This is a genomic window from Streptomyces sp. NPDC045021, assembly GCF_056432645.1.
This window is the reverse complement of the sequence record NZ_JBWKIQ010000003.1, coordinates 475,087-488,046: the sequence shown is the minus strand read 5'-3', so window position 1 is coordinate 488,046 and position 12,960 is coordinate 475,087. Positions and strand designations below refer to the sequence as shown.

The window sequence follows — 12,960 nt, the reverse complement described above, 5'->3', positions numbered from 1 at the left end:
GGACCCGTGGTCGACGAGACCTGGGAGTTCGAGGGCGGCACCGCCTGGGTGTTCTACGCCGAAGGCCACACGGAACTGGTGAAGCCCGTCATCCTGAGCGACGGCTTCTCGATGGGACCGAGCAATCTCTTCCTGTTCTGGGAAGGGCTGGACCACGGCGAGTACCCGTTCGTCCGCGAACTGGGCGCCCGCGGCTACGACTTGATCATCCTCGGTTACGCCGAGCGGTCCGCGTCGATCCTGAAGAACGCGGAGGTCGCGATCTCCTGTATCAACCGCGCGAAGGACCAGCGCGCGAACAAGAGCGACCTCATGGCGGTCGGCGGGTTCAGCATGGGAGGGCTCGTCACCCGGTTCGCCCTCGCCAAGATGGAGCACGAGGGCAGCAACCACGAGGTCGGCACCTACATCTCCTACGACAGCCCGCACCGGGGCGCCTGGATCCCGCTCAGCCTGCAGTCGCTGGCGCACTTCCTCGCGCCGATCAGCGACGGCATGAAGAACATGATCAACAGCGAGGCCGCCACCGAACTCATGTGGCGGCACAAGGCGAGCATCGTCGCAGAGCCCATCCAGCACAAGAACCGTACGGACTTCCTCGCGAAGCTGGCGGAGTACGGATGGTGGCCGACCGGCCCCCTCAACCCGAACGGGATCCGCAAGATCGGCGTCGCCAACGGCTCCGGCACCGGCGCCCCCAACGGCGTCCCGGCCGGCGATCTGGCCCTGGAGATCACCGGCGGCCTCTTCAAGGACACCGCCCTGTACCTCCAGGACGACACCGAGAACCAACTCGTGGCCTACCTCAAGGTGTTCCTCCAGCCCGCCAAGGAGGTCCGTACCTCGGGGTTGCCCGAAATGGACGGAGCTCCCGGCGGAACCCTCGAATCCTTCGGCATCGCCGCCGACGAACTCAACGGCGCCGACCAGCCCGCCACCGCCCACTACCGCTCGATCGCCTTCGTCCCGGCCGTCAGCGCGGTCGCCATCCGCGACATCGACACCCACGAGGACCTCTACGCCGACATCAGCGCGATCCCGTCCCAGGAGAGCGAACTCGACGCATTCCTGTGCGCCTCCCAGAACGAGGAACACACCCTCATGACGGAGGAACTGGGCAGCTGGATCATCGACCAACTGGAGCTCAACAAGTAGCCCTCCGGGGGGAGGGGTAAGGGAGGCCCGCCCGGGAGGGCGGGCCTCCTCCCGTGTGTACGGGTGCGGGTGGGTGGGTGGCTGGCTGGGGTCAGAGCGGTACGGAGTGCTTTTCTGCGTCGCTTCGCGCCTTGACCGGGCGGAGGGAGGGGCCACGGCGCTGCGCGCCTGCCAGTGAGGCCGGCCCGCTGCGCGGCCCGGAGCGAAGCGAGGGCGGTCCGCTGCGCTCCCCTTGCCGGGTGGTGGGGTTACGGCCGGGGGTGCCCTGCGGGTGGCGGTCGTCGGCCGGGATGGACTTCCGATCCACTCTCCCTGCTGGAATGTGGGGCAGATGTGACGAGTGGACTCTCATGGGACCTATGAGGCGGTCCTTCAGTGGATGTGGATCACTAAGGACGGCCAAATGTCCACTTGGCGGGGCTCCGGCCGTCCCACTCTCAGCAACCAACCCCCACTCCGCGCCCGGGAAGCGCAGCGGACCGGCCTCACTTCGCACCCGGGGAGCGAAGCGGACCGGATTCGCCGCACATCAACCGGGCCGCGCAGCGGGGCGGACTCACTGGCAGGCGCGCAGCGCCGGGGCCTCCCCCTCCGCCCGGTCAAGGCGCGCAGCGACGCAGAAGAACACTTCGCATCGCCTGAACCTCAGCCCCTCCCCAACGGGCGCGGTTCCCAGCCGAGTTGCGCGCAGAGCGTGCCGTGCAGGAGATCCGGATCGACGAGCCGGCGATCCGGCAGGGGCGCGCAGCGCCAGCTCAGGGGCCAGGTGAGTCCGGTGAGCGCGGGAATGCCTACGTAGGCGTCGCGGCCACCCGATCCCAGACGGGTGGTGCCCGGTGGCCAACTGCGGCCCGCGGAACTCCCGGCCGCGACCAGGAAGTACATCCACCGGCACCCGGCCGACTCCCCGATCACCGGCCCCGGTTCACCGTTCGTCAGAGCTTCGAGACGCGTCGCCAGCTCCTCCCCGACCTCTTCCGCGACACGTACCGCATCGAAGAAGACGCCCGCCTTGCGCAGCCGGTGCCCGGAAACCGGCAGCCAGGGGTGCAGGACGTTTACCCGGTTACTTTCTGTATTCATACGTCCACTGTCGGCACGCACAGCTAGCCTGAACAGGACCGGACCCTCGACAGAGGCTGGGTGGGGGTTCGGTTCGAACTCCCGTGGAGACGTGTGGAATTGAGCTGACGGGTGTGGGGTGGCGGGAATGGGTCAAAGCGCTGGATCCTCGGGGACCGCACGGTACTTCGCCGAGCTATTGCGTACGTTCCGCAAGTCGCGCGGCCTCACACAGGCCCAGCTGGGCGAGCTGGTCCATGTCTCCGACTCGTACGTCAGCGCCGTCGAGACCTGCGAACGGATCCCGTCGCCTGAGTTCATCGCGGCGGCTGATCAGGCGCTGGAAGCGGGTGGATTTCTGGCGATCGCTACTGAGCACCTGGCTAACGACCGGTACCCCGCGTTCTTCAAGGACTTCGCGAAGTTGGAGGCGGAGGCGCTGAGTGTCTCGTCCTACAGCACGCACATGCTGAACGGGCTGCTGCAGACGGAGACTTATGCGCGGGCCGTGATCGGCTCGCGCTTCCCGCCGCTGGAGGACGAGGAGGTCGAGCGACTGGTCGAGGCGCGCCTCGCACGGCAGACGCTGTTCTTCCGCAAGCCGGTGGCGTTGTTCAGCTTCGTGATCGAAGAGTCCGTCCTGAGGCGCCGGTTCGGCAACCGCGACGTCATACACGAGCTGCTTGACCACATCCTGCGCTGCGCGGCCCTGCGGAACGTGGTCCTCCAGGTCGCGTCATCGGATCACGGCGAGCATGCCGGAGCCGATGGCCCACTGACTCTGGTGGAGACTCCCGGCCATAAACATTTGGCCTATCTTGAGGCCCAGGAACGCAGCCTGCTGATCTCAGACCCGGATGAGGTGGCCCGCTACTCCCAGCGTTATGCAATGATCCGAACGCAGGCCCTCGGGATCGAGGAATCCGCAGCTCTGATCAAGCAGTTGGCGGGAGAATTATGAACGACCTGGTCTGGTTCAAAAGCACCTACAGCGGCGCCAGCGGCGGCGAGTGCATCGAGATCGCCTACGACTGGCGCAAGTCCACCCACAGTGGCAGCAGCGGCGGTGAGTGCGTGGAAGTAGCCATCCACCCCACCACCGTCCACATCCGCGACTCCAAGGACCCGCAGGGGCCGGCCCTCGCCGTCCCCGCCTCCTCCTGGGCCGCTTTCGTCGCTTTCGCCGCCGCTCAGCCCAGCTGAGCTGAGCACAGTCGGGGGTCACCGGGCGCTCTATATGGTCAGCCGCCGCGCCCGCGTGCGCGTCCTCAAGGACGGGACCGTCGTCCCGATCACGTCACGCCAGCGCGGCGCTGCACAGCGAACCCGCTACTCGCTGCCGTTCACCACAGCCGCCGGCCCTCCGTTCGACCCCGCCGTCGTGCCGATCGGCTCGACCAGTACCGTGCCGATGCGGTTGCGGCGGCCGGCCTGGGTTTCGGCGGTGAGGCGCAGGGCGGTGGGCTGGTCCGGGGTGTACGAGCCGTCCTGCGGGAGTTCGACGAAGGCGGAGGCGCCGGGGATCGGGACGCGGCCGAGGGACTTGGCGAGCAGGCCGCCGACGGTCTCGACGTCGTCGTCGTCGAGTTCGACGCCGTAGAGGTCGCCGAGGTCGCCGATGTCGAGGCGGGCGGTGACGCGGTAGGAGCCGCCGCCGAGGTCTTCGACGGGCGGGACCTCGCGGTCGTACTCGTCGGTGATCTCACCGACGATCTCCTCGAGGATGTCCTCGATGGTGACGATTCCCGCCGTGCCGCCGTATTCGTCGATGGCGACGGCGACGTGGTTGCGCTCCTGCTGCATCTCGCGCAGCAGGTCGCCGGCGTTCTTGGTGTCGGGGACGAAGGTGGCGGGCCGCATGACGGACGAGACGAGGTCGTTCTCGGAGTCGCGGTTGATGTGCACCCGGCGGGCGAGGTCCTTGAGGTAGACGATGCCGACGATGTCGTCCTCGCTCTCGCCGGTGACCGGGATGCGGGAGAAGCCGCTGCGCAGGGCGAGCGTCATGGCCTGGCGGATGGTCTTGAAGCGCTCGATCATCACCAGGTCGGTGCGGGGCACCATCACCTCGCGGACGATGGTGTCGCCGAGTTCGAAGACGGAGTGCACCATGCGGCGCTCGTCGTCCTCGATGAGGGACTCGGACTCGGCGAGGTCGACCATCGCGCGCAGTTCGGCCTCGCTCGCGAACGGGCCGCGTTTGAAGCCCTTGCCGGGGGTGAGGGCGTTGCCGAGGAGGATCAGCAGGCCGGGGATGGGGCCCATGATGCGGGCCAGCGGCAGCAGGACGTAGGACGCCGCCGTGGCCGTATTGAGCGGGTGCTGGCGGCCGATGGTGCGCGGGGAGACGCCGACCGCGACGTAGCTGACGAGCACCATGATGCCGATGGCGACGCCGAGCACCTGCCAGGTCCGGTCGAAGTTGCGGTCGCAGACGACCGTCACCAGGACGGCCGCCGCCATCTCGCAGCCGACCCGGACGAGCAGCGCCACGTTGAGGTAGCGGGTGGGGTCGGAGGCGACGGCCATCAGTTTGTCGGCGCCGCGCCGGCCGGTACGGACGGACTCCTCGGCGCGGAAGCGCGAGGTGCGGGCGATACCGGCTTCGGCGCAGGCGGCGAGCCAGGCGACGACGACGAGCAGTACGGCAGAGAGGACCATCGCCGTCAGTGGGTGGTGGTCGGGGCCGGTGAGGGGCCCTCGACGCCGTGCTCGGTGCGCCAGCCGTCGAGGATGGCCTTCTGGAGGCCGAACATCTCGGCCTTCTGGTCGGCTTCCTCGTGGTCGTAACCGAGCAGGTGCAGCACCCCATGGACGGTGAGGAGCTGGAGCTCCTCGTCCATGGAGTGCTGCGTCTCCGCTTCCTCGCCCTGCTTCTTCGCCACTTCCGGGCAGAGCACGATGTCGCCGAGGAGGCCCTGCGGGGGCTCCTCGTCGTCCTTCCCGGGGCGCAGTTCGTCCATCGGGAAGGACATGACGTCGGTCGGACCGGGGAGGTCCATCCACTGGATGTGCAGCTGCTCCATGGCGGCCGCGTCCACGACGATCACCGACAGTTCGGCGAGCGGGTGGATCCGCATGCGCTGGAGGGCGTAGCGGGCGATGTCGAGAACCGCCTGCTCGTCGATCTCCCAGCCTGACTCGTTGTTGACGTCGATCGCCATGGTGCGGTGCGACTACTCTCGGTTAGGGGGTGCGGGCTTTGCCGCCGTTTGAGGCGCTTCGCCCGGCGTTCCCGTCGTCGAAACGCTCATACGCATCAACGATGCGCCCCACCAGCTTATGACGCACGACGTCGGTGCTCGTCAGGCGCGAGAAGTGGACGTCCTCGACGCCGTCCAGAATCGCCTGCACCTGTCGCAGGCCGCTCTTCGTGCCGTTCGGCAGGTCGACCTGGGTGACGTCGCCGGTGATGACCATCTTGGATTCGAAGCCGAGCCGGGTCAGGAACATCTTCATCTGTTCGGCGCTGGTGTTCTGCGCCTCGTCGAGGATGATGAACGCGTCGTTGAGCGTGCGGCCGCGCATGTACGCCAGCGGGGCGACCTCGATCGTCCCGGAGGCCATGAGGCGCGGGATGGTGTCGGGGTCGATCATGTCGTGCAGCGCGTCGACCAGGGGGCGCAGATACGGGTCGATCTTCTCGAAGAGCGTGCCGGGCAGGAAGCCGAGGCGCTCACCGGCCTCGACGGCCGGCCGCGTGAGGATGATCCGGCTGACCTGCTTGGCCTGCAGGGCCTGGATGGCCTTGGCCATGGCCAGGTAGGTCTTGCCGGTGCCCGCGGGGCCGATGCCGAAGACGATGGTGTTCCTGTCGATGGCGTCGACGTAACGCTTCTGGTTGAGCGTCATGGGGCGGATGGTGCGGCCGCGGTTGGACAGGATGTTCTGCGTGAGCACCTGTGCCGGGGTCTCCCCCTCCGGGTCGGCCGCGTTGCCGTTGGTGCGCAGCATCGCGATGGACCTCTCCACTCCGTCTTCCGTCATCGGCTGGCCGGTGCGGAGCACCAGCAACATCTCGTCGAAGAGCCGCTGGATGAGGGCGACGTCCTTGGGTTTCCCGGTCGCGCTGATCTCGTTGCCCCGGACATGGATGTCCACGGTCGGGAAGGCCGTTTCGATCACCCGGAGTAGGGCGTCTCCCGATCCCAGGACCGTCACCATGGGGTGCTTGGCCGGAACGACGAAGTGGGCGCGTGCCTGCGGCTGGTGCTGTGTCGGTGTCTGAGTCATGGGCCGGCTCGGAGCCTGGGAAACCCACCTTCTGATGACGACATGCCCGGTGAGGGCCTTGGAACACCAAGGGTACGTCGGTGACCCTTCTGGCCCGAGGGGTTTTACGCCGGGGTTTCGTGACTGGTTTCGTGACTGGTTTCGCGACCGGTTGCGTGACCGGTTGCGTGACGGGTGGGATTTGCCCCGGGGCTCAGCGTCTGCCCTTCCCCGCGGGTCCCGTCGGGCGCCGGAAGCCGATGGTCGGTACCGCCCGGGGCAGCGGGCCGGGCCGGGTGCCGGACGGCAGCAGGGCGTCGAGGAAGGCGTACCGGCGCATCGTGGTCTGGTCCTGCTCGTCGAAGGCCTTGGCGTGCTGCCACCAGGCGGCGATCTCGATCCAGCCAGGGGCCGACAGCGAGCCGCCGAACTCCTGGACGGACAGGGCAGCGGACAGGCAGGCGAAGGCGAGCCGGTCGGGGAGCGGCCAGCCGGCGAGGGAGCCGGTGACGAAGGCGGCGACGAAGACATCACCGGCGCCCGTCGGATCCAGCGCCTCGATCAGCAGGGCCGGGACCTCGGCGGTCTCGCCCGTCGCGGAGTCCACGGCGTACGCGCCCTCGGCGCCGAGGGTGACGACGGCCAGCGGCACCAGCTCGGCCAGCTTGCGGGCGGCGGCGCGCGGGCACTCGGTGCGGGTGTAGTGCATGGCCTCGGTGGCGTTGGGGAGGAAGGCCGCGCAGTGCTCCAGGTCCGCGAGGTCGGCCGGGTCCCAGCGGCCGGAGTCGTCCCAGCCCACGTCGGCGAAGATCCGGCTGCCGTGCCGGGCCGCGTGCCCGATCCACTCCTGGCCGGGGCCGCCCGGCTCCAGCGACGCCACGCAGGCGCGGGCCGCGGGCGGGCACTCGGGGGCCGGTTCCTCGGGCGGCGGCGCCTCGTGGCCGTGCGAGACCATCGTGCGCTCGCCCTCGTAGGCCATGGAGACCGTGACGGGCGAGTGCCAGCCGGGGATCCGGCGGGACAGGCCGAGGTCGATGCCCTCCCCCACCGCCAGGCTGTCCCAGCAGTAGTCGCCGTACATGTCGTCGCCGAAGGCCGCGGCCAGCGTGGTGCGCAGGCCGAGCCGGGCCAGGGCGGTGGCCATGTTGGCGATGCCGCCGGGGCTGGAGCCCATGCCGCGCGCCCATGACTCCGTGCCCCGCACCGGCGCGCTGTCCAGACCGGTGAAGATGATGTCCAGGAAGACAGTCCCGGTCAGGTACACATCGGATGCCGGGTCGGCGGGAGAGCGGACCTCCGCCAGCGGATCGAATACGGGCTGGTCGTCCATGAACAACACTGTGCACGATGAGACTGACAGTGGAGGTCACAGACGCATGAGACTCGTGATTCTCGGTGGCGGCGGTTTCCGCGTGCCTCTGGTGTACCGGGCGCTGCTCGCGGACGCGGGCGCGCCGGGCGCCTGCCACGAGCTGGTGCTGCACGACACCGATCCGCTGCGGCTGCGGGTCGTCGCGTCGGTGCTGGCCGCCCAGGCGGCGGACGTGCCGGGCGCTCCGGCGGTCCGGATCGCCCCTGACCTGGACGACGCGCTGCGCGGCGCCGATTTCGTCTTCTCCGCCATCCGGGTCGGCGGCACCGCCGGCCGGGTGCGGGACGAGCGGGTGCCGCTCGCGGAGGGCGTGCTCGGGCAGGAGACCGTCGGCGCGGGCGGGGTGCTGTACGGGCTGCGGACGCTGCCGGTCGCGGTCGCCATCGCGGAGCGGGTGAAGGCGCTGGCGCCGGACGCCTGGGTCATCAACTTCACCAACCCGGCCGGGATGGTGACCGAGGCCATGTCACGGGTGCTGGGCGAGCGGGTGATCGGCATCTGCGACTCCCCGGTCGGACTCGTCCGCCGGGCCGCGCGCGCCGCGGGCGCCGATCCGGACTCCCCGGCGTTCCGCTACGACTACGTGGGCCTGAACCATCTGGGGTGGCTGCGCCGGATGTCGGACGGCGGCCCCGACCTGCTGCCGGGTCTGCTCGCCGACCCCGGGGCACTGGACACGTTCGAGGAGGGCCGGCTCTTCGGCGCGGCGTGGCTGGCCGCGCTGGGGTCGCTGCCCAACGAGTACCTGCACTACTACTACTTCGAGCGGGAGGCCCTGGCGGCGGTGCGGTCGGCCGAGGCGACCCGCGGGGAGTTCCTGGACCGGCAGCAGGGCGCGTTCTTCGACGCGGCGGCCTCTGCTTCGGATCGGCCGTCCGAGGCGTACACCCTCTGGGACCGGTCCCGTCTGGAGCGCGAGGAGACGTACATGGCGGAGAACCGTGCCGCCACGGGCGGCTGGCAGCGCGATCCGCAGGATCTGGACGGCGGCGGCTACGACCGGGTCGCGCTGGCCCTCATGCGGGCCATCGCGCGCGACGAGCGGACCACGTTGATCCTGAACGTGCCGAACGGGACGACCGTCCCCGCGCTCGACGCGGAGGCGATCATCGAAGTTCCCTGCGAGGTGGGCGCCTTCGGGGCGCGGCCGCTGCCGGTGACGGCGCCCACCGAGCACCAGGCCGGACTGATGCTCACCCTCAAGGCGGTCGAGCGGTCGGCGATCGAGGCCGCCGCCTCGGGCTCCCGGGCGGCGGCCCTGCGGGCGCTGGCGCTGCACCCGCTGGTGGATTCTGCGGCGGTCGCGGGCCGCATCCTGGACGCCGCACTGCCGCGGTAGTCCGGGCCGCGGAAGTCCAGGCGGCGGAAATCCGGGCTGCGACGATCTGACAGGACGTACTGGGGGTCGGCTCGGCCGCGCGGCGATATCCGCACGGCCGGGCCGACCCGTGCGTCAGGCCAGCTTGCGGCAGAGCAGTGCGTCCGGTGTCCGGCGGGAGCCGACCCGGCCGGTGTAGGCGATACCGGCCGCGTACTCGTCTTCCCGGGGAAATGCCGACGTCGGGTCCTCGCGCGTAGACCATCCTTGACCAGCCATGATCATGGGTCTAGGTTCGCGGAATCACTGGATGTGCACATGACGTTAAGGAGCACCGCCATGCCCCGCACCCGGGCCCTGGCGCTCACCGCCGCGACCCTTGCGGTCGGCGCCACCCTCTACGGAGTCGGCAGCGCCACCGCCGGCAACTCGGTGCCGCGCAGCGACAAGCAGATCCCCAACCTCACCAACGTCGTCACCGAGATCAAGGCGTACTACGGCGACACCGTGGACGCCGCCGGTGAGCACAACGCGTCGCCCGAGAGCAGCTACGCGAAGCAGGTCGCGGGCATCGAGAGCAAGGCGAAGGACTACCTCGCGGACACCGTGCGGCACGACCGCGGCCACGGGAACGGGCACGGCGCCAAGCCCGCGATCGTCCTCGATGTCGACGACACGACGCTGCTGACGTACAACTACGAGCTGGAGGTGGGCTTCAACTACACGCCCGCCACCAACGACACGTACATCCGCACCAAGAACATGGCGCCGGTCTTCGGCATGCCGGACCTCGTCAACTGGGCCTCGGCGCACGGCATCACGGTCTTCTACCTCACCGGCCGCCCGGAGGCGCAACGCGACCCCTCCACGGCCAACCTCGCCGTCGCGGGCTACAAGCCGGTCGCCGACGCGGCGCACTTCTTCCTGAAGAACAAGACGAGCCCGCCGGCGTACCTGCCGTGCGGCGCGACGTGCACGACCGTCGAGTACAAGTCGGGTACCCGCAAGCACATCGAGTCGCTCGGCTACAACATCGTCGCCAACTTCGGCGACCAGTACAGCGACCTTGAAGGCGGCTACGGGGACAAGACCTTCAAGCTCCCCAACCCCATGTACTTCCTGCCGTAGGCGCACGCTTCGGCCCGGCCGCGGCTCCCAGGAGACACCGGCCGGGCCGGCCGGGCCGATCACGGTCAACGGCGATCAATCGCAGCGGCGGTCAGTCGAAGACGTACGCCTCGACCTCGGCGAGGTACCGGGCGCGCAGGGCCTCGTCCCCGTCGAGGAACGCCGCCTCGAACGAGTTGCGGGCCAACTCCCGTACCGTCGCGTCGTCCAGGCCGAGGGCGGTCCGGACCGCGTCGTAGTTGTCGCCGGCGTACCCGCCGAAGTACGCGGGGTCGTCGGAGTTGACGGTCGCCAGCAGGCCGGCGTCGAGCATCGCGCGCAGCGGGTGGTCCTCGATGCGGTCGATGCAGCGCAGCCGGACGTTGGAGAGGGGGCAGAGCGTGAGCGGGATGCGGTCGCGGACGAGGCGGGCGACGAGCTCCGGGTCCTCCAGCGCACGCAGACCGTGGTCGACGCGCTCGACGCCGAGCACGTCGAGGGCCTCCCAGATGTACGAGGGCGGGCCCTCCTCGCCCGCGTGGGCGACGCGGCGCAGCCCCTCGGCGGCGGCCCGCTCGTAGACCTCGCGGAACTTCGACGGCGGGTTGCCGACCTCGGCGGAGTCCAGTCCGACGGCGGAGATCCGGGACAGATACGGCTTGGCGGCGTCGAAGGTGTCCAGCGCGGACTGCGCGGACTCGTCCCGCAGGAAGCACATGATCAGCTGGGTGGTGATGCCGTGCCGTTCCCGGCTGCCGTCCAGCGCGCGGGTCAGACCCTCGATGACGGTGCCGATGTCGACGCCGCGCTCGGTGTGCGCCTGCGGGTCGAAGAAGATCTCGGCGTGCCGTACGCCCTGCTCTGCGGCGCGCGCGAGATAGGCGTCGGCGAGGTCGGCGAAGTCGCCCTCGGTGCGCAGGACGGCCATCAGCGCGTAGTACAGGTCCAGGAAGGACTGCAGGTCCGTGAAGGAGTAGGCGCGGCGGAGCTCGTCGGCGTCCGCGTACGGCAGCGAGATCCCGCCGCGTGCGGCGAGCGCGAACGCCAGTTCCGGCTCCAGGGTGCCTTCGATGTGGAGGTGCAGTTCAGCCTTGGGAATGGGCACGGAGGAATCACTTCACAGTCGGTACGGCGGCGAGGGGTCGTACAACGGTACAGGTCAGCGCGGTGCGAGCCGCGCCCGGCGGGTCAGCCGGGGCAGGAGCTGCTGCCGCCCAGGGGCCAGGTCGTTGAACCCCCGGTCCCCGGCCTGCAGAGCGCACCGGTCCTCCAGATACCCGGCGAACCCCTCCTGCCGGTCCTCACCGTGGTGATCGCCTGGGGCCGCATCGGGCCGGACTCCTTCTGACAGTCGACGATCCGTCAGCAGAGCAAGGCTCAGCGGCGCTTCGGGACCGGGATGCGCATCAGGTCCTCCGCCACCGTCAGTTCGCCCTCGAAGCCGGCCTCGCGGGCCTGGCGGCCGAAGAGGGAGGGGTCGGTGTAGCGCTGGGAGAAATGGGTGAGGACCAGATGGCGGACGCCGGCTTCGGCGGCCACCTGGGCGGCTTGGCCCGCGGTGAGGTGGCCGTGGTCCCTGGCGAGGTGCTCGTCCTCGTTGAGGAAGGTGGACTCGATGACCAGGAGATCGCACCCCTCGGCGAGGGCGTGGACGCCGTCGCAGAGGCGGGTGTCCATGATGAAGGCGAAGCGCTGGCCGGTGCGGACCTCGCTCACCTCGTCGAGGGTCACCCCGTCGAGCACGCCGTCGCGCTGCAGACGGCCCACGTCCGGGCCGGTGATGCCGTGGGCGGCGAGGCGCGCGGGGATGAGCCGGCGGCCGTCGGGCTCGACGAGGCGGTAACCGAAGCTCTCGACGGGGTGCGAGAGCTTCGCGGCGGAGAGCGTGAAGGCACCGGTGGTGGCCAGCACGCCGTCCGCGGCGACCGGGTGCTCGGTGATCACGGCCGTCTCGCGGTAGGCCGTCGAGTAGCGCAGCCGCTCGAAGAAGTGCTGCCCGCTCGCCGGGTAGTGGGCCGCGATCGGGTGCGGGACGCGGTCGAGGTTGATCCGCTGGATCACCCCGGCCAGCCCGAGCGAATGGTCGCCGTGGAAGTGCGTGACGCAGATCCGGGTCAGATCGTGCGCGGCGACGCCCGCCAGCAGCATCTGGCGCTGGGTGCCCTCTCCGGGGTCGAAGAGGATGCCCTCGTCGCCCCAGCGCAGCAGGTAGCCGTTGTGGTTGCGGAGCCGGGTCGGGACCTGGCTGGCGGTGCCGAGCACCACGAATTCACGGATGGACAAGGCCGCTATCCGGGGGGCCACTCAAGGCCGCGCCCGCCCAGTACGTGGGCGTGCGCGTGGAAGACGGTCTGTCCGGCGCCCGCGCCGGTGTTGAAGACGACGCGGTAGCCGCTGCCGACGATCTTCTCCTCGGCCGCCACCTCGCCCGCCTCGCGCAGCACGTCGGCGACGGCCTGCGGGTCGGCGACCGCCAGCGCGGCCGCGTCCGGATAGTGCACCTTGGGGATCACCAGCACATGTGTGGGGGCCTGCGGGTTGATGTCGCGGAACGCCACCGTCGTGTCGGTCTCGCGGACGATCGTCGCCGGGATGTCACCGGCCGCGATCTTGCAGAACAGGCAGTCCGCCTGGGGTTCTCCCGCCACGGGAACAGCTCCCTCTTCGGTCTCTTCGACCATCGCGATCGATTCGGTTGTCGACCCGGTGGTCGGTCCGGTCGTTGAAAGGCGCA

At 69.8% G+C, this 12,960-nt stretch carries 14 protein-coding genes; 5 read left to right on the top strand and 9 right to left on the bottom strand.

All coding sequences use genetic code 11. The annotated features are described in order from the left end of the window. Positions 1 to 6 precede the first annotated feature (6 nt). Positions 7 to 1,155, top strand: a complete 1,149-nt coding sequence (locus tag AC07DC_RS13430) for an esterase/lipase family protein (protein ID WP_478914496.1) — start codon at positions 7 to 9, stop codon at positions 1,153 to 1,155. Between the two features lie 645 nt (positions 1,156 to 1,800). On the opposite strand, the gene AC07DC_RS13425 is transcribed toward AC07DC_RS13430, so the two are convergent. Next, positions 1,801 to 2,238 (bottom strand): hypothetical protein, encoded by a 438-nt coding sequence (locus tag AC07DC_RS13425; RefSeq protein WP_478914495.1) that lies wholly within the window; start codon positions 2,236 to 2,238, stop codon positions 1,801 to 1,803. A gap of 127 nt (positions 2,239 to 2,365) precedes the next feature. On the opposite strand from AC07DC_RS13425, the gene AC07DC_RS13420 reads away from it, so the two are divergent. Both AC07DC_RS13420 and AC07DC_RS13415 read left to right on the top strand, forming a co-directional pair. Further along, positions 2,366 to 3,178, top strand: coding sequence for a helix-turn-helix domain-containing protein (locus AC07DC_RS13420; protein ID WP_478914494.1), 813 nt, complete (start codon positions 2,366 to 2,368; stop codon positions 3,176 to 3,178). After that, positions 3,175 to 3,420, top strand: coding sequence for a DUF397 domain-containing protein (locus AC07DC_RS13415; protein WP_478914493.1), 246 nt, complete (start codon positions 3,175 to 3,177; stop codon positions 3,418 to 3,420). The genes AC07DC_RS13420 and AC07DC_RS13415 overlap by 4 nt, the downstream gene beginning before the upstream one ends. 126 nt (positions 3,421 to 3,546) lie before the next feature. Here the strand turns inward: AC07DC_RS13415 and AC07DC_RS13410 are convergent, their stop codons facing one another. From AC07DC_RS13410 to AC07DC_RS13395, 4 genes are all read right to left on the bottom strand, one after another. Continuing rightward, entirely contained in the window at positions 3,547 to 4,878 is a 1,332-nt protein-coding gene (locus AC07DC_RS13410) for a hemolysin family protein (RefSeq protein ID WP_478914492.1), read from the bottom strand. A gap of 5 nt (positions 4,879 to 4,883) precedes the next feature. Beyond that, positions 4,884 to 5,381, bottom strand: coding sequence for an rRNA maturation RNase YbeY (gene ybeY / locus AC07DC_RS13405; protein WP_478914491.1), 498 nt, complete (start codon positions 5,379 to 5,381; stop codon positions 4,884 to 4,886). A gap of 22 nt (positions 5,382 to 5,403) precedes the next feature. Continuing rightward, positions 5,404 to 6,450 (bottom strand): PhoH family protein, encoded by a 1,047-nt coding sequence (locus AC07DC_RS13400; RefSeq protein WP_478914490.1) that lies wholly within the window; start codon positions 6,448 to 6,450, stop codon positions 5,404 to 5,406. Positions 6,451 to 6,643: 193 nt separating this feature from the next. After that, positions 6,644 to 7,759 (bottom strand): carbohydrate kinase family protein, encoded by a 1,116-nt coding sequence (locus tag AC07DC_RS13395; protein WP_478914489.1) that lies wholly within the window; start codon positions 7,757 to 7,759, stop codon positions 6,644 to 6,646. A gap of 46 nt (positions 7,760 to 7,805) precedes the next feature. Here AC07DC_RS13395 and AC07DC_RS13390 point away from each other — a divergent pair, with 46 nt between their 5' ends. Beyond that, on the top strand, positions 7,806 to 9,140 hold the full coding sequence (locus tag AC07DC_RS13390) for a family 4 glycosyl hydrolase (protein WP_478914488.1): 1,335 nt from the start codon (positions 7,806 to 7,808) through the stop codon (positions 9,138 to 9,140). A gap of 114 nt (positions 9,141 to 9,254) precedes the next feature. Here the strand turns inward: AC07DC_RS13390 and AC07DC_RS13385 are convergent, their stop codons facing one another. Further along, a complete protein-coding gene (locus AC07DC_RS13385; protein WP_478914650.1) occupies positions 9,255 to 9,398 on the bottom strand; it encodes a hypothetical protein in 144 nt (47 codons plus the stop codon). A 60-nt stretch (positions 9,399 to 9,458) separates the two neighbouring features. On the opposite strand from AC07DC_RS13385, the gene AC07DC_RS13380 reads away from it, so the two are divergent. Continuing rightward, positions 9,459 to 10,247 carry an HAD family acid phosphatase gene (locus tag AC07DC_RS13380; protein ID WP_478914487.1) on the top strand — a complete coding sequence of 263 codons (789 nt, stop codon included), beginning with the start codon at positions 9,459 to 9,461 and terminating at the stop codon, positions 10,245 to 10,247. A gap of 91 nt (positions 10,248 to 10,338) precedes the next feature. Here the strand turns inward: AC07DC_RS13380 and AC07DC_RS13375 are convergent, their stop codons facing one another. The 3 genes from AC07DC_RS13375 to AC07DC_RS13365 all read right to left on the bottom strand — a co-directional run bounded on the left by AC07DC_RS13375 (position 10,339) and on the right by AC07DC_RS13365 (position 12,874). Next, a complete protein-coding gene (locus AC07DC_RS13375; protein ID WP_478914486.1) occupies positions 10,339 to 11,331 on the bottom strand; it encodes an adenosine deaminase in 993 nt (330 codons plus the stop codon). Between the two features lie 272 nt (positions 11,332 to 11,603). Beyond that, complete coding sequence (locus AC07DC_RS13370) at positions 11,604 to 12,509, bottom strand: ribonuclease Z (protein WP_478914485.1); 906 nt, start codon at positions 12,507 to 12,509, stop codon at positions 11,604 to 11,606. Between the two features lie 5 nt (positions 12,510 to 12,514). Further along, on the bottom strand, positions 12,515 to 12,874 hold the full coding sequence (locus tag AC07DC_RS13365; protein WP_478914484.1) for a histidine triad nucleotide-binding protein: 360 nt from the start codon (positions 12,872 to 12,874) through the stop codon (positions 12,515 to 12,517). Positions 12,875 to 12,960: the final 86 nt, after the last annotated feature.